This window comes from Streptomyces gossypii (assembly GCF_025165795.1).
Taxonomy (GTDB): domain Bacteria; phylum Actinomycetota; class Actinomycetes; order Streptomycetales; family Streptomycetaceae; genus Streptomyces; species Streptomyces gossypii.
Genome location: NZ_JAJAGO010000002.1, coordinates 393,635 through 410,025, shown reverse-complemented (window position 1 = coordinate 410,025; position 16,391 = coordinate 393,635). Strand labels below are relative to the sequence as shown.

At 70.7% G+C, this 16,391-nt stretch carries 14 protein-coding genes and 1 tRNA gene; 12 read left to right on the top strand and 3 right to left on the bottom strand.

Features of this window, described 5'->3' with window-relative positions; all coding sequences use genetic code 11:
- Positions 1-146 precede the first annotated feature (146 nt).
- The 6 genes from LHJ74_RS05345 (at position 147) to LHJ74_RS05320 (ending at position 4,932) form a co-directional block, all read left to right on the top strand.
- The gene (locus LHJ74_RS05345) at positions 147-557 is read left to right on the top strand and encodes a hypothetical protein (RefSeq protein ID WP_260216336.1); all 411 of its coding nucleotides are present in this window, start codon (positions 147-149) and stop codon (positions 555-557) included.
- Positions 558-646: 89 nt separating this feature from the next.
- Positions 647-1,561 (top strand): bifunctional DNA primase/polymerase, encoded by a 915-nt coding sequence (locus tag LHJ74_RS05340; RefSeq protein WP_260216335.1) that lies wholly within the window; start codon positions 647-649, stop codon positions 1,559-1,561.
- Positions 1,558-1,911: a hypothetical protein gene (locus tag LHJ74_RS05335; protein WP_260216334.1), complete on the top strand. Its 354-nt coding sequence runs from the start codon at positions 1,558-1,560 to the stop codon at positions 1,909-1,911. Before LHJ74_RS05340 ends, LHJ74_RS05335 begins: the two co-directional genes overlap by 4 nt.
- Positions 1,908-3,074, top strand: a complete 1,167-nt coding sequence (locus tag LHJ74_RS05330) for a DUF3631 domain-containing protein (RefSeq protein WP_260216333.1) — start codon at positions 1,908-1,910, stop codon at positions 3,072-3,074. The genes LHJ74_RS05335 and LHJ74_RS05330 overlap by 4 nt, the downstream gene beginning before the upstream one ends.
- A gap of 195 nt (positions 3,075-3,269) precedes the next feature.
- Positions 3,270-3,461: a helix-turn-helix transcriptional regulator gene (locus LHJ74_RS05325; protein WP_260216332.1), complete on the top strand. Its 192-nt coding sequence runs from the start codon at positions 3,270-3,272 to the stop codon at positions 3,459-3,461.
- 61 nt (positions 3,462-3,522) lie between these two features.
- On the top strand, positions 3,523-4,932 hold the full coding sequence (locus LHJ74_RS05320) for a tyrosine-type recombinase/integrase (protein WP_260216331.1): 1,410 nt from the start codon (positions 3,523-3,525) through the stop codon (positions 4,930-4,932).
- A gap of 141 nt (positions 4,933-5,073) precedes the next feature.
- Here LHJ74_RS05320 and LHJ74_RS05315 read toward each other — a convergent pair.
- A tRNA-Ser gene (locus LHJ74_RS05315) sits at positions 5,074-5,160 on the bottom strand.
- Between the two features lie 263 nt (positions 5,161-5,423).
- On the opposite strand from LHJ74_RS05315, the gene LHJ74_RS05310 reads away from it, so the two are divergent.
- Positions 5,424-6,200, top strand: a complete 777-nt coding sequence (locus tag LHJ74_RS05310) for a D-Ala-D-Ala carboxypeptidase family metallohydrolase (RefSeq protein ID WP_260216330.1) — start codon at positions 5,424-5,426, stop codon at positions 6,198-6,200.
- 143 nt (positions 6,201-6,343) lie between these two features.
- Here the strand turns inward: LHJ74_RS05310 and LHJ74_RS05305 are convergent, their stop codons facing one another.
- Positions 6,344-7,909 (bottom strand): S1C family serine protease, encoded by a 1,566-nt coding sequence (locus LHJ74_RS05305; protein WP_375546674.1) that lies wholly within the window; start codon positions 7,907-7,909, stop codon positions 6,344-6,346.
- Positions 7,910-8,517: 608 nt separating this feature from the next.
- On the opposite strand from LHJ74_RS05305, the gene LHJ74_RS05300 reads away from it, so the two are divergent.
- The 3 genes from LHJ74_RS05300 (at position 8,518) to LHJ74_RS05290 (ending at position 11,488) form a co-directional block, all read left to right on the top strand.
- A complete protein-coding gene (locus LHJ74_RS05300) occupies positions 8,518-9,354 on the top strand; it encodes a glycerophosphodiester phosphodiesterase (RefSeq protein WP_260216328.1) in 837 nt (278 codons plus the stop codon).
- Between the two features lie 219 nt (positions 9,355-9,573).
- A complete protein-coding gene (locus tag LHJ74_RS05295; protein ID WP_260216327.1) occupies positions 9,574-10,299 on the top strand; it encodes an ATP-binding protein in 726 nt (241 codons plus the stop codon).
- Positions 10,300-10,519: 220 nt separating this feature from the next.
- Positions 10,520-11,488 carry a DUF5926 family protein gene (locus tag LHJ74_RS05290; RefSeq protein ID WP_260216326.1) on the top strand — a complete coding sequence of 323 codons (969 nt, stop codon included), beginning with the start codon at positions 10,520-10,522 and terminating at the stop codon, positions 11,486-11,488.
- A 514-nt stretch (positions 11,489-12,002) separates the two neighbouring features.
- Here the strand turns inward: LHJ74_RS05290 and LHJ74_RS05285 are convergent.
- The gene (locus tag LHJ74_RS05285; RefSeq protein ID WP_260216325.1) at positions 12,003-12,737 is read right to left on the bottom strand and encodes a bifunctional DNA primase/polymerase; all 735 of its coding nucleotides are present in this window, start codon (positions 12,735-12,737) and stop codon (positions 12,003-12,005) included.
- 506 nt (positions 12,738-13,243) lie between these two features.
- Between LHJ74_RS05285 and LHJ74_RS05280 the strand changes: the two genes are divergently transcribed.
- The gene (locus tag LHJ74_RS05280; RefSeq protein ID WP_375546661.1) at positions 13,244-14,779 is read left to right on the top strand and encodes a PP2C family protein-serine/threonine phosphatase; all 1,536 of its coding nucleotides are present in this window, start codon (positions 13,244-13,246) and stop codon (positions 14,777-14,779) included.
- Between the two features lie 103 nt (positions 14,780-14,882).
- Positions 14,883-16,319, top strand: a complete 1,437-nt coding sequence (locus LHJ74_RS05275) for an aminopeptidase P family protein (protein WP_260216561.1) — start codon at positions 14,883-14,885, stop codon at positions 16,317-16,319.
- Positions 16,320-16,391 lie beyond the last annotated feature (72 nt).

Here is a 16,391-nt window from a genome sequence, read left to right as displayed (position 1 = left end):
GCCCTCTACCCCGGTAGAGGGGCAGGTAAAGGGCTCTGACCTGCAAGGTAAGGACGGTAAAGGGGGGCACACGCCACCCCGCAACACCCCACCACACACCCGAACACCGAACACCGCCCCACCCACACCCCAGAAGGAGAAGCCGCATGAGTACCACCTCATGGCCGACCCCGGAGCAGGCATACGCCCACGCACCCGACATCGCCACCGAGGAAGCCTGGCTGACCCACACCAGCAATGACTGGGAAGCCGAACTAGACCGGAAGTACGGCCTCCGGCTGGCCGCCTACTGGGATCGCATCGCCCTGAACACCCCGGCCGACGACGAGGCGGCCGAGTCCGCCGAGGCATGCGCGCTGATGCTCGTGAACAACGACCAGCACGGCGGCGGTGCACGGCCGCCCAGGTCCGCTTCGGCGGCCGAAGCGGACCCGTGCGGCTACGTCCGCCAGCAGTACCGCGCCTGGCGTCGCGCGGACCTCACGGCCTCCGGCCGCTGCCCCAACTGCGGCTGGCTCACCTACCAGTGCAACTGCGCCGACCACCCTGACGCCTGAACACGCCCGGAGCGACCGCCCTTCTCGCCAAAGAACCTGCGGTCGCTCCGGTCTCCAGCCCCATCACGAGACTCAGGAGGTTTCCTAGCATGACACCTGACCCCCGCGCCGCGCTGCTGCGCGCGGCGCTGGACGCCGCCGAACGCGGCTGGCCCGTCTTCCCCCTGCTGCCCGGCACCAAGCGCCCCGCGCTGCACGGTGAGACCGCGTGCCCCGCCACCGGGGACTGCGCGGGCGGGCACCGCAAGTGGGAACAGCGCGCCACCACCGACCCCGACCGCATCCACGCCGCATGGTCTGTGCGGCCCTTCAACGTCGGTGTGGCGTGCGGCCCGGCCGACCTGGTCGTGGTCGACCTCGACATGCCCAAGACGACAGGCAAGGGCAAGAGCGGGAGCGAGACGCCTGACGGCGTCGCGACCTTTCGTGCGCTCTGCGAGCGCGCCGGACACACCGTCCCCACCACTCGCACAGTGCGGACTGCGGGCGGCGGACTCCACCTGTACTTCGCGGCTCCCGTGGGTGTCCGACTGGGCAACACGGCGGGCACGATCGCCTCGTTGGTCGATTCCCGCGCGCACGGCGGGTACGTCGTCGCAGTGGGCAGCACCACACCTGAGGGCGCCTACCAGGTGACCGACCCGGCACCGGTCGCACCCCTGCCGGAATGGCTGTGCAGTCTCCTGACGGCCCGTCAGGAACTGCGGGCAGTAACGCCCCTGCCGTCGCACTCGCGGGCCTCACGGCGCGCCTCAGCAGCTCTCACGGCCGAATCCGCCGACGTGGCCACCGCTCCGGAAGGGACCCGCAACGCGCGGCTGCTGGCCGCCGCACGCGCCATGGGCCGCTTCGTCGCGTGGGGCGACATCGACCGGCACGTGGTCGAAGAAGCGTTTCAGGGGGCGGCGGAATCGGCGGGACTGCCGTCGTCCGAGTGCCGCGCCACCGTGCGCAGCGCTCTGAACTGGTCCATCCGCACCTGCCGCACAAGGCAGACGGCATGACCGCCCCGCCCCTGAAACGCCGTCCTTCCACCGACCACGGCCCGGACCCCGCCACTCCGGTCCCGGCCCCATCCGGTCGTAGCGCGCCGAAGGACGTCGCCCGGCAGGGCGCCCCTTCAGCTCTTCGCCCGAACCCGCACACCGGCAACGGCCGCACCCCGCTCGCGTGGCTTCACGTGCGCGCACCCGGACGCCGCACCGTCCCCTCCGCCACCTCGGTGTGCGCCTGCGGTTGGGACCGCAGCGCCATCGGAGAACGCCGCGTACTGGCACTCATCGCAGACCACGACACGCACCGCCAGACCTGCCCGCTCCGCACCACCAAGCCCGAAGGGAGGGCCGCCGCATGACCGAGGTCATCGACGGTGCCGCGCTGCTCAACGAGGTGGAAGCCTTCCACCGCCGCTTCAACGTCTTCCCCACCGAAGCCGCCTACGTGGCGGTGGTGCTGTGGGACGCGCACACGCACCTTCTCGACTGCTTCGACTCCACACCGAGGTTGGCGTTCCTCTCCCCGGAACCAGGGTCGGGGAAGACGCGGGCGCTGGAGATCTGCGAGACCCTCGTTCCACAGCCGATGGTGGCGGTCAACGCGAGTGCGGCAGCCCTCTTCCGCTCCGTCTCCGGGGCCGAGGGGCGCCCCACGATCCTCTTCGACGAGATCGATACCGTCTTCGGCCCCAAGGCCGGTGACAACGAGGAACTGCGCGGCTTCCTCAACGCCGGGCACCGCCGCAAAGGCGTCACCTACCGGTGCGTGGGCGACGGCTCCAACCAGGGCGTTCAGCCCTTCCCCTCCTACTGCGGGGTGGCCGTGGCCGGGCTTGGCTGGCTGCCCGACACGATCCTCACCCGCTCCGTGGTCATCCGCATGCGACGCCGCGCACCCAACGAGCAGGTGGAACCCTTCCGCACCCGCAACGAGCCCGAAGGGCACGCCCTGCGGACCCAGCTCACCACGTGGACCGACAGCGTGCGCGAGCAGGTCTGTGACGCCTTCCCCGCGATGCCCGAAGGGGTCTCCGACCGTCCTGCGGACGTATGGGAACCGCTGCTCGCCGTCGCGGACGCGGCAGGCGGAGCCTGGCCTGAGCGTGCCCGGCAAGCCTGCCTCGAACTGGTCGCCGCCGCCACCGCCGGGGACAAGGCGTCACTAGGCATCCGGCTGCTCACCGACCTGCGCGACACCGTGTTCGGCGGGGCCGACCGGATGCCCACCGCGCAGATCCTCGCCGGGCTCAACGCCATGGACGAAGCACCCTGGGCCGACATGGGCGGCAAGCCACTGGACTCCCGGCAACTGGCCAAGCGGCTCGCGGAGTACGTCACAGCCGACAACCAGCCGATCAAGGCGCGCAACATCCGCACCCGAGAAGGGTCCGTGGTCAAGGGCTACTACGCCACCGACCTCCACGACGCCTGGGCCCGGTACTGCCCGGCCGCTACATCCGCCACGACCACCCACGACAACCCCCTGATCAGCACGGACGCCGTAGCGGACGTAGCCGACTGAAGCCGCTACACACCCGCTACACCCCAACGGTGCCGCTACAGCCCGAACCGTTCTGTAGCGGCACCGTCCGCTACACCCCACCCCACCGCTACACCAGAGGCCGCCCCTGACCTGCGGCGTAGCAGATGAAGCGGATGTAGCGGACCTGAGAGAAGGGGCCCCGGCCCCGCCGAAGCCTCGACAGGAGTAGCAGCCATGGCACGCGCTCAGATGCTCAAACTCCCCGAAGTCCTCGCCGAGATCGACATGAGTCGCCCCGCCTTTTACCGCATGCGGGCCCGCGGAAAGGCGCCCCGACTCATCAAGCTTCCGAATGGTCAACTCCGCTGCCGCCGGAGCGACCTTGACGCCTGGTGGAAGTCCTGCGAGCTGGACACCGCCGCCTGATTCTTCCGACCATCGAACCGAGAGGGCCCGTCGTCGGCGGGCCCTCTCAGCATGGAGAGACATGCTCACGTATGACGTCGATATTTGGTCCATCCGTAAGCGCGCGGGGCGCCAGAAGCCTTATGAACTGCGCTGGCGAGTCGGCACCCGTCCGCATTCGAAGAGCTTCAAGCTCAAGCCCCAAGCAGATGGCCGCCGTTCAGAACTGATGACAGCCCTTCGGGAGCGCGAGCAGTTCGACGAGGAAACTGGTCTGCCCGCACGTGAGTTGGCGGTACTCAGCTCGCCTACCTGGTATGTGCACGCCACGGCGTACGTGCTCATGAAGTGGCCGCGAGCGGCAGCCAAGCATCGTTCCAACATCGCTGAATCACTCGCGGTCGTCACACCGACGCTGGTCACAACGACACGGGGCGCCCCGAACCCGAAGATCCTGCGCGCGGCTCTCTACCAGTGGGCCTTTCGAGCATTGCGGGGGCCGGACGGCGACTTGAAGCCCCGCCACATGGTGCAGGAACCACCGGATGAGATCCGTGCAGCCTTGTCCTGGCTTTCGGAGCACTCGATGAGGGTCAACGCCCTCGAAGACCCTGCACTACTCCGTCCGGCGCTCGAAGCTCTCTCGCATCGGATGGACGGCAAGAAGGCTGCCGAGAACACCTCGCGCAGGAAGCGCATGGTCCTGAGTAATCTTCTGCGCTACACGGTGGAGGAGAAGGGATTGCTGTCCGCCAACCCGCTCAAGCGTGTCGACTGGACGCCACCGGAGACGGATGACGAGATCGATTTTCGCTACGTGCCCGGCCCAGCGCTGGCGCAGTCGCTCATCGAGGCGGTGCGGAACGCCGGACCGCGCGGGCAGCATCTCGCGGCGTTCTTCGGGTGCCTCTACTACGCAGCCATGCGCCCCGCCGAAATCGCTTCCTTGAAAGGGTCGAACTGCAAGCTCCCGCCGGCCACCGCAGAAGCTTCAGAGCAGTGGGGTGAACTGCTGCTCGGTGAGAGCCGCCCGGAAGTGGGTGGCGGCTGGACGGACGACGGCACTCCGCATGAGACGCGCGGCCTGAAGCGCCGGGCGCGAGGTGCGACACGCTCAGTGCCCATTCCTCCCGTCCTTGTGCGCATGCTGCGAGACCACCTCAACGCCTACGGAACGGCTCCTGACGGTCGCCTCTTCCGTGCGGCGCGGGGCGGGCGCGTGGGGTCCAACGAATACTGCGACCTGTGGGATGCAGCCCGTGCCGCCGTCCTCTCGGAGGAGGATGCGGCAACCCCCTTGGCGGAAGTGCCGTACTCGCTCCGCAGTGCAGGGGTGTCCCTGTGGATCAAATCGGGGGTTGACCCGGTGGAAGTCGCGCGCCGGGCAGGCCACAGCATCGCCGTGCTCTTCCGCTTCTACGCGAAGATCCTGCGCGGCGACCAGTCCCGCTCGAACCAGCTCATCGCACAGGAGTTGAGCAAGGGCGGGTAGGTCCTCGGCTGGCCCACAGGTGGCCCATACGCACTGGTCAAAGCCGGTACACGGGCGAGTCAGGGTGAGACAAGGTGCACGCCGAAGGGGTGCCCGTCTGTGACGGGCACCCCTTCTGACCAGCGGTTAAGTTGACCTGGGCGGAGGCGGTGGGATTCGAACCCACGGTGACGTTGCCGCCACGACGGTTTTCAAGACCGATCCCTTAGGCCGCTCGGGCACACCTCCCGGCGCCGCCCGGTGAGGCGGCACAGGGACAGCGTAGCCGGATGGGCACGGGTGACTCACCTCAGGTCGAGGCGGCGGGCCGGTGACGGAGCGGTGGCGGGAGGGCGGCCGGAGGACAAGGTCCAGAGGTCCATGCCACTGGCACCGGGCGGGTGGCGTTGACCTGCGGGAGAGACGCGGTCAGTCTTCTGGTGTCGTGTCGACGGCCCGGGCGTGTGACTGCCTCCGGCGCCGAGTCCCTCCGCTTCCCCCAAGGAGTTCGCGTGAAGAGACGCTTCATCAGACTACTGGTTGCATTTGTCATGATCACGACTGGAATGCTGGCCGGTTCGGCTGCCACCGCCGCCCCGTCCGGCTCCTCCGCCCCCGCCGCCTCCGCACCCAGCACCGCACTGGCCGACGGCTGCTACAGCTGGGGCCGCACACTCAAGTCCGGCATGTCCGGATCCGACGTCCGCCAGCTCCAGATCCGGGTCGCCGGTTACCCCGGTTACGGCGGCGTGCTGGCCATCGACGGCGAATTCGGCCCCGCCACCAAGGCGGCCGTCACCCGCTTCCAGCGGGCGTACGGGCTGTCGGCCGACGGCATCGCGGGAACGCAGACCTTCAACAAGATCTACGCGCTCCAGGACAACGACTGCACCCCGATCCACTTCACCTACGCCGAGCTGAACCGCTGCAACTCCTCCTGGTCGGGCGGCGCGGTCTCCGCCGCGACGGCCAAGTCGAACGCGCTGCGGTCGATGTGGAAGCTCGAGGCGATGCGGCACGCCCTCGGTGACGCACCCATCCGGGTTACCAGCGGCTTCCGTTCGCGTGCGTGCAACGACGCGGTGGGCGGATCGCCCAGCAGCCGCCACATGTACGGCGACGGCGTGGATCTGGGCGCCGGTTCGCACTCGCTGTGCACCATGGCCAAGCAGGCCCGCAGCCACGGCTTCCGGGGCATCCTCGGCCCCGGCTTCCCCGGCCACAACGACCACACGCACGTGGACCACCGCTCCAGCCGCTACTGGTCGGCCTCTTCCTGCGGCATCTGACCGAACGGTCGCCGTGGTGTGCTCCGGGTGACCACGCACACGCACCCATGCACCACGCGAGAGGCCCCGCCGTACGGACGCGAACGTCTCGCACGGCGGGGCCTCCCCCGTCGGGCGCTGGTCGCCCGGAACCTGTCCGGGTGTCAGTCGCCCTTCTGGGAGCCGAGCGTCAGCTCCGTCGTCTTCTTCTGGCCGTCACGCTCATAGGTCACCTCGACCGTCTCGTTGGGCTTGTGAGTCCAGATGGTGGCGATGAGGGTGGGGCCGCTGTCGATCGACCTGCCGTCGAACTCGGTGATCACATCGCCCGGTTCCAGCCCCGCCTTGTCGGCCGGGCCGCCCTCCGTGACCGGCTCGCCGTTGCTGACGGACTCCGCGATGGCGGCGCCGCCCGTCGCCTTCTCGCCCGTCTGCACCCGTACGCCGATCATCGGGTAGACCGGGACGCCGGTCTCGATCAGCTGACCGGCGACGCGCTTGGCCTGGTTGATCGGGATGGCGAAGCCGAGGCCGACGCTGCCGGACTGGGCCTCGCCGAGTCCGCCGCCACCCGAGCGGATCGCCGAGTTCACCCCGATGACAGCACCGTTCCGGTCCAGCAGCGGCCCGCCGGAGTTGCCCGGGTTGATGGAGGCGTCGGTCTGCAGGGCGTTCATGTACGAGGCGTCGCTGCCCTCACCGCCGCTGGCCGCGACCGGGCGGTCCTGCGCGCTGACGATGCCGGTCGTGACGGTGCCGGAGAGCCCGAAGGGGGCGCCGATCGCGATCGTCGCGTCGCCCACCTTCATCTTCTCGGAGTTGCCCAGCGGCAGCGGCTTCAGCTCCCGGTCGCCCGCGTCCTTGAGCTTGATGACCGCGATGTCGTACCCCTCGGCCCGGCCGACGATCTCGGCCGCGTACGACTTGCCGTCCGAGAAGGTGGCGGTCATCTTCCCGCCGTCGGCCGCGCTGGCGACCACGTGGTTGTTGGTGAGGATGTGGCCCTGCTCGTCGTAGACGAATCCGGTGCCGGTGCCGCCACCTCCCTCGCCCGCCGCCTCGATGGTCACGACGCTGGGCAGTGCCTTGTCCGCTATCCCGGCGACCGACTTGGGGGAACGGTTCAGCTCCTTCGAGCCCCCGTTGGTCCCTTCGTCGGAGGAGACCGTGGTGGAACCGGAGTCCTCACGGTCGGCCGCCCAGAAACCGATCCCGCCTCCCACGCCGCCCGCGAAGAGCGCGGCGGCGAGCACGGCGGCGATGAGCACACCCGGGCCGCGCCTGCCGCCGGAGCCGGACGGGGGCGGCGGGGGCGGAGTGCCCCAGGGGCTCTGCGGGCCGCCGGGGCCGACCGGGCCACCGGGCCCGCCATGACCGTGCTGTCCGCCCGGCCCGACGGGCCCGCCCGGCCCCATGCCGTGGCCGCCGTGAGGCGGGGGCGCACCGGCGCCGCCCGCCTGACCGCCGCCCGTGCCCCACTGGCCGGTGTTGCCCTCGGCGGCGAACGCCGTCGTGACATCCGGCTGCTGCTTCGTCATCTCCGGCGGCAGGACCTGCCCACCGGCGGTCACGGTTGCCTGGTCCCCCAGCGTCGGCACGGGCTCCGCCGCCGTCTGCACGGGCTCCGCCGCCGTCTGTGCGGAGGCTCCCGCAGCGATGGCCGCCCCCGCGCTGGGAGCGGTCAGGCCGGAGACCGTGTCTCCGGCGGCGGCGTCCGTCTCGGTGGCCATGCCAGTGAGGGGCCGGGGTGCGGCGTCCGCCGGTACGGCGCGCAGCTGGGTGGTGCCGTCGCCGGCTCCGGGCGGCGGGGTGAGCGCTTGCAGGACGGCGGTGTCCTCTCCCGCCCTCGCGTCGCCGGACGCCGTGGCACCGGGCACCGTGTCATGGGGCACCGCGTCGCGCGGTTCGTCGAAGGCGGGCCCGACCGCCGTACGCGCGTCTCTCACGGAGCCGTCGGCGTCACGGCCGCTGTCGCCCCCCGGCGTGGTGGGCTCGGCCAGTGCGAAGTCATCGTCCTGCGACCGGGCAGCCGAGGACTCCGGCGACTGGCTGCCGTCCGTGGGACCGGGCGTCGCGGCACCCTGCGTGGGGGTCGTACCCGCCGCAGGTGCGGCGGCGTCGCCCTCGTTCTCGGTGCTCACAGCTCTCTCCTCAGGTACACGACATCGCGGAAGGGATGTGCAAGTCTCCGGGTCTTCCCTCCAGCCTTCCCCATGGCCTGTCAGGAGGGCGTAAATCGCGGTGCGCTACCGGCCGGGCGTTCTTTACTCCCGGCAATTCAGACGCGTCCGCCGCACCCGAACGGCGACAGAACCTCTCCCGATGGCACGATAACCCGGTGAGCTCTGAGATCCGCCCCCGGCGAAGGCCCCTCGCTCCGCGACCGGCCGAGCGCATCAGCGTCATCGCGCACCGGGGCGCCTCCGAGGCCGTCCCGGAGCACACCCTGTCCGCCTACCGGAAAGCCATCGACGACGGAGCCGACGCGCTGGAATGCGATGTCCGGCTGACCGCCGACGGGCATCTCGTCTGCGTCCACGACCGCCGGATCAACCGCACCTCCAACGGCCGCGGCGCCGTGTCCGCGCTCGAACTCGCCGATCTGGCCGAACTGGACTTCGGCTCCTGGAAGCACGGGCAGAGCGCCCAGCACGGCAAGGACCCGCACGAGTCACCGGACAGCGAGGACCCGGAGCGCACCTCCGTACTCACGCTGGACCGGCTGCTCCAGCTGATCGCGGAAGCCGGGCGGCCGGTCGGACTGGCGATCGAGACCAAACATCCGACCCGCTGGGCCGGACAGGTGGAGGAACGGGTGCTGGCGCTCCTCGACCACTACCGGCTGACGACGCCCGTACGGATCATGAGCTTCTCCGCTCGCTCGCTGCACCGTGTACGGATCGCCGCCCCTGAGCTGCCCACCGTCTATCTGATGCAGCTGCTGCTGCCCCGGCTGCGGGACGGGCGGCTGCCTCCGGGGGTGCGGATCGCCGGCCCCAGCATGCGCATCCTGCGCGCCCATCCGACGTACGTGGAGCGGGCGCACCGCGCCGGGCACGAGGTACACGTCTGGACGGTGGACGACCCGGTGGACGTGGCGCTCTGTGCGCGGCTCGGCGTCGATGCCGTGATCACCAACCGGCCGCAGCAGGTCCGCGCCCAGCTCGCCTCCTGACGCCTGCCAGCCGTCGAGCGGGCCACCGCCCAGGCGCACACGGGTGGTGCGCCGGCGCACTCGCTCCGTATTCGATGGTCACGAATGCGTCAAGAGACTGACGGGCACCGGTTTCCTGTGCAGCCCTTCGGGGAATCCATCCCTTTGGCGTGGGGCGAAGCCTGGCGTGACGGCCGTCAAAAGGCAGAGCCCAGCGTGGGGCGAAGGAGGTTCTCGGGGGTGGCGTTGATGGTGGCACAGGAGGTGCCTGCTTCGTCGACCATGGCCGTACCGCATGGTCCGGCGGGAGTGGGCGCGGCCAGACACAGGATGCGTGCGGAGCTCCGCGCCTGCGGCGCGCCGGACGACATCGTCGATGACGCGACACTGATTCTCTCCGAGCTGCTGAGCAACGCCTGCCGCCACGCCCGCCCGCTGAGTCCGCACGGCGAGGCCACTGCCGGTGGCACGGTCGACGCCGGTGGCACGGTGGGCGCGGGCGGAGCAGGCCCGGCGGCCGGAGCGCACGAGGAGTTCGTCCGGGCCGCCTGGAGCCGCGGCGCCAAGGGCGAGCTGACCATCTCCGTCACCGACGGCGGGGGGCCGACCAGACCTCTCGCAGCGACCCCGTCGGTCACCGCGCGCGGTGGCCGGGGGCTGGCGATCATCACCTCGTTGGCCAGCGACTGGGGCGTCGAGGAATGTACGGGCACGGGCGGCCCCGTCGGTGCGGCCGGTGGGCCGCATACCGGAGTGCGCGTACGCGACACGCGGTTCCGCGGCAGGGGCGGCGGCACGGTCGTCCCCGGGCCGCCGGGCGCGGCCCCGGGAGTGACGGTCTGGGCCGTTCTGGCGCCGGGGGACGGCTTCGGCGCGGCGTTCGCCGGTCTGGGCTTGGCGGAGCTGGCCGAACTGGAAGAGATGGCGGAGCTGGACGAGCTGGCGGAGCTGGACGAGTCCGCTTAGGCCCTGCCCTTCGGACCAGGCCTGACCAGGCCCGGTCAGGCCGGATCGGGAGGGGCTTCGCCGGGCCCGGCCCTGTCGCCCGAATCCGCCACCGGCCGCGGGAATGCCGGACTGCGGTCGGACTCAGAAGCCGGAACGTCCGGCCTGTCGGCTGATCAGCCGGACACGGCATAGGCTCGCGGCTGGAAGTGCCCACCGCAGACCGGGAGTACCGCACGCCATGGCCAAGAAGCGCCGCCCCCTGACGAAGGCCAGCCCACCTAAGCCCGTCGACGGCGAGGTTCCCGTCGTCGGCGCACGCGAGCCGTGTCCGTGCGGTTCCGGCCGCCGCTACAAGGCGTGCCACGGCCGGGCCGCCTCGCACGCCGTCACCGAGCTGGTGCGACGTCCCTTCGAGGGGCTGCCCGGTGAGCCCGACTGGGTCGCGCTGCGCGAACTGGTGCCCGCGGCGACCGCCGACCTCACCCTCCGTGGCGGACTGCCCGAGGGAGTGCCCGCGGTGCGGCTCGCGACGGTGCTTCCGATGGCCTGGCCCGCGCTGCGGCGCGACAGCGGCGAAGTGCTCATCGGGCTGCAGAACGACACGCCGTCCGGCGACATCAGCCGTGATCTGGCCCATGTGCTGGAGTGCGCGCTCAACACCGAGCCGGGGAATCCGGTCGAGGTGGGCCTTGCCGCTCCGGACGGTCCGCGTCTGCAGGATCTGCTCGACCCGGAGGCGCCGTTCACTCCCGAGGTGCACAGCGGCTTCGAATTCTGGCTGGAGGACGCCGACAAGGCGTCCGGTGACGTAGCGGCATCACTTGAACACGCCAATTCCGCCGCGATTCCCACGGCCCGGCTCAAGGGCTCCGAGGGCGCGTACTGGTGCGAAACTCCCGATAAGAATCACCTCCGCTGGGTGATGACGCACCCGGAGGAGGAGCTGCTCGACGCCCTCGCCCGGCTGCACGTCGCGGGCACTTCCTCGCTCGGTGAGGGCACCCGGCTCGTGGGTTCCTTCCGTGCGCATGGGCTGACGGTGCCCGTTTGGGATCTGCCGAAGGCGATGACCTCGGACGACTGTGAAAAGCCCGCCGAGGAATTCAACGGTCGGCTGGCCGAGGCCCTCGCCTCATCCGCTCCGCTGACTCCGGAGGAGCGGCGGGCACGCAGCGGGCTCACCAATCGCCAGGTAACGCTGAGCTGAAGAACGCGTGATGCGGCTGCGCAGAGAATGTGACGGAGAAACCCGAGTGACACCCGTCACAGTCATACCCCTTCCGGGACGTACCCGCAGGTAATGAGACGTCCGGATCTGCGCGATCGAATTTGCGAAAAGCCGATCTCTTGTTACCGTTCATAGTGCCCGGTCGCTGGTGCATCCCCCGTCGCCAGCGACCGGGCTTTCTACTGCCCCGGGAGCGGCACCGCCCACCCGATGCGCGCCAACTCCTCGCCGTACGTGCGGGCTTGGCACCGAATGGCCGCCCCACCCGAGACCCACAGGCACGCCGCCCACAGGCTGGTCACCCGCCTGCGCGCCTCACCCCGGCACCGCATGCGGGGGCCAACTCCCGCAGGACGGCGCATGGTGACGCACCGTACGCTCGCCATACGGGTGAACTTCCCCGGAGGGCGGAGCGGTTGGAGCCGAAAGGGCCGGGCTGCCCCACATGCGCCCACAGGGACGCACATGAGCCAGCCCGTCAGTACGGCCCTTCTCAGTACGCCAGTCGGCTGCCAGGGTCCGGGACGGCCGCACTCGCCTCCACCAGTCCGTCGAGCAGCGTGTTCATCCGGGGCAGCCAGGGCGCGCCGCCCCCGCGCTCGACCTCGGGCTCTCGCTCCCACCGCTGCGGGGCACCCGCCCCCTGGGAAGGCGGCAGCGCGACATAACCGCCCTCGCCGTGGAAGCGCAGCGAGCTGGGCACCCAGTCGTGCGCGTACAGCAGATCGCCCAGCTCCTCCAGCTCGTACGGGGCGACGAGCAGCGCGAATCTGGTCGGGCTCGCCACGACCGGGCCGACCCGCACACCGCTTCGCCGGAACACTGCAAGCGCACGCCTCCCCGCGATCGCGGGAAGACTCAGCGCGCACGGGGCACGGCCGGCGCCGTCCGAGGCGGCTCCGGTGGCGAGGATCAGGGAGGCGTCGGGCCGCCCCGTCCACCACCAGCTGACCATGCGTGGGTCGGTTGTCGCGGCCAGGAGTACGGGGTCATCAGGGTGCGCCCCCGGGACCACACAGTCCGGGTCGGCACAGGAGCAGACCGGTGCGGAGCTGGAGCCGGGCCGGGCGCCGGACCGCACAACCGGCTCTTCCTGTCGGTCCGGCCCGGGGCCGGGCGTGCACGTCGCGCCGGGCACCACCGGCCACTGCCAACGGGTGGCGCAGGTGATCGCCGCGTCGTGCAGGGTTGACCGGGTCGTTCGTCGCCTTCCGAGGATCTCGCGCATGAGCGCTCGTTCCTTTCCGTTCTGTGAACGCCAAGGATCTTCTCGTTCGGAGATCGTCTAGCCCATCACACCACGTAGATCACGAATAACTGTGCGTACAAGGCACTGCAGCATGCCGCTCGCCGAGCGTGGTACCTGGCGGGGAGAGCGCACAGTTGGCGCTTCTCTTCGTACTACCCGCCAATTCAGGGGTGGGGCGCGGCCGTCGCGGGGTAAGACGCGTGGGCTTCCTGCACAGTTCCGTACCCGCGATGGCCGAGGTGACTCTCCTCCCGTCGCACGACGCCGCCCTGAGATGAAGCATCGGCGCGCATTGAGCTGTCGTGCGCGCCCAGTCGACCCCAAAAAGCGCGCCACAGCAATCCTTTTCCGCCAACTTCAATGATCCTGGGACAGCCGATGAGGGGGCACGCGCCACTCGGACACCATCAATCCCATCGGGACAATGCTGGACATCGTGTCATCCCTGCGTGTACATCTGGACGCGTTGAGCGGAACGGCATGACATGGGGGTTTGTGATGCTAATGAGCAAAGTGCACGTGGGCGAAAGACGTCACCCATGACTAACCCTCGTGTGCCGAATGTGGCTGGAATCAACCCTACGATTCCCGCTCCGCCGCACACTGCCTCGGTTGAACAGCTGACGGCGGTCCAGGACCGGCTCACCGGGTGGATTTCCGATCTGACCACCCTGCACGATCTGACCGAGCGGCTGACCCGCTCCGCCGGTCTCGACGACGCGCTCGACGAAGTGCTGAGCGCCGGTGCCGCGCTGGTCGGAGCGCGGCGGGGACTGCTCGCACTCGCGCCCGCCGACGGCCTCGGCCCGGAGCGCACGATCGGGCTCGGGCTCGGGCGCGCGGATCTGGGCCAGATCGAGACGGTGCCGCGCAGTTCCAGCTCGTACACGCGGCTCCTCGACGGGCTGGGGCCGTCCGCCCCGTCTGACCCGCCCGGTCAGTCCGCCCAGTCCACCGAGCCCGGCACGCCGGACTCGCAGACATCGGACGCGCGTTCGCCCGCCCGCACCCCGAGCGGCACCGGCCCTCTGGGCGGTCCCCCGACCGCCCGGCCCGGCATCGCCCACCCGGACATCGCCCTCGACGTCCGCCTCGCCCCCCGCCACCGCGAGGTCGCCGCCCGCCTCGGCTTCGGCGCCAGCTACTCCGTCCCGCTCACCACGCATACGGGCATCCGCGTGGGCGCTGCCGTCTGGCTGTACGACGAGCCGGCCGAGCCCGACGCCCGCCAGCGCCATCTGCTCGACCTCTACACCCGCTGCGCCACCGAGGAGCTCGCCCGGCAGCTGGAGCTCACCCGCGCCCGCCGGGCCGTCGCCACCGTGTGCGAGGAGCTGCTGCCCCAGCGGCTGCCCCGAGTGCCGGGCGTCCGGCTGGCGGTCCGGCACCGTACGGGGCCGCACGGCGGCGGCGACTGGTATGACGCGCTGCCGCTCCCCGAGGGCGCGCTGGGCCTGGCGGTCGGCGGGGTGACCGGCAGCGGGCCGGGCACGGTCGCGGCGATGGGCAGGCTGCGGGCCTCGCTGCGCGCGTACGCGGTGATGGAGGGCGAGGACCCGGTCGCCGTCCTCTCCGATCTCGAACTGCTGCTGCGGCTCACCGATCCGGCGCGTTCGGCGACCGCGCTGTTCGGCTACGCGGAGCCCGGCCGCCGCCGGATGGTGCTCGCCGGGGCCGGGCACTGCCCGCCGCTGGTCACCGGGTACGGGCGTACCGAATACGTCGAGACGACGCTGTCCGCGCCGCTGGGCATGCTGGCCTGCTGGGAGGCACCGAGCGTCGAGGTGAAGCTGCGGCCGGGCGACACCCTGCTGCTCTACAGCGACGGTCTGCTGCACCGCACCGGGGAGGGCGTGGACCGGGCGTCTGCCCGGCTGCTTGCGTCGGTGGCCGACGCGCCGCCGGAGGCACGGGACGATCCGGAGGCCCTTATCGACCACGTACTGGGCGAGGTGCTGCCCGGCGGCCGGGACCGTGCGGGCGGCCGGGAGGACGTCGTACTGCTGGCGGCGCGCTTCTGAGGGGCGCCTGACAGATACGTCACAGCATTTCGCACCTGTACAGCTGACGCCCGAGCCCTACCATGGATGGTGGCCTGAACCGGTACGAGGAGGAGACGTGGACGTGTCAGACGCCCCCGAAGAGCAGCCGATCCAGCAGCGGAAGAACGGCACGTACACGGAGGTCTCCGACGAGCTCGCCGCGAACATGCAGACCGGCTGGGCCGACACCGAGCTGCCGGACCTGGCGCCGATCCCGCAGGCCGAGCAGACCGCCGCCCGTCGTGCCGCGCTCTCCGCGCGCTTCCCCGGCGAGCGCCTGGTGATCCCCGCGGGCAATCTGAAGACGCGTTCCAACGACACCGAGTACAGCTTCCGTGCCTCGGTCGAGTACGCCTATCTCACCGGTGACCAGACCGAGGACGGCGTCCTCGTGCTGGAGCCCGCCGAGGACGGCCACCGGGCGACGCTCTACCTCCTTCCCCGCTCCAACCGCGAGAACGGCGAGTTCTGGCTCGACGGCCAGGGCGAACTGTGGGTCGGCAGGCGCCACAGCCTGACCGAGGCCGAGCAGCTCTACGGCATGCCCTGCAAGGACGTCCGCGAGGTGACGGCCGAACTCCGCGCCGCCACCGGCCCGGTGCGCGTGGTCCGCGGTCACGACGCGGCGGTGGAGGCGGCGCACACCGACAAGGTGACCGCCGAGCGTGACGCGGAGCTGACCACCTTCCTCTCCGAAATGCGCCTGATCAAGGACGCGTTCGAGATCGGCGAGCTGCAGAAGGCGTGCGACTCGACGGTGCGCGGCTTCGAGGACGTCGTCCGGGTGCTCGACCGGGCGGAGGCCACCTCCGAGCGCTACATCGAGGGCACCTTCTTCCTGCGCGCCCGCGTCGAGGGCAACGACATCGGCTACGGCTCGATCTGCGCCGCCGGCCCGCACGCCACCACCCTCCACTGGGTGCGCAACGACGGCCCCGTCCGCTCCGGCGAACTGCTGCTGCTGGACGCGGGCGTGGAGACCCACACCCTCTACACCGCCGACGTGACGCGCACACTGCCCGTCAACGGCCGCTTCAACGACCTCCAGCGCAAGATCTACGACGCGGTCTACGAGGCGCAGGAGGCGGGCATCGCGGCGGTGCGGCCGGGCGCCAAGTACCTCGACTTCCACTGGGCGGCGCAGCGGGTGCTCGCCACCCGGCTGGTGGAGTGGGGCCTGCTGGACGGGCCGGTCGAGCGGGTACTGGAGCTCGGGTTGCAGCGGCGCTGGACGCTGCACGGCACCGGCCACATTCTCGGCATGGACGTGCACGACTGCGCGGTGGCCCGCCGGGAGACGTACGCGGAGGGCACGATGGAGCCGGGCATGTGCCTCACAGTGGAGCCCGGGCTCTACTTCCAGGCCGACGACCTGATGATCCCCGAGGAGTACCGGGGCATCGGCGTCCGCATCGAGGACGACATCCTGGTCACCGAGGACGGCAACCGCAACCTCTCCGACGGGCTTCCCCGGACGAGCGGCGAGGTGGAGTCCTGGATGGCCCGTCTCAAGGGCTGAGAGCCCCCGTACGACGGCGCACGCCGCCCACCTGCGACAACGCGCCCCCTGTGACCCTTCACCACGAAGGGC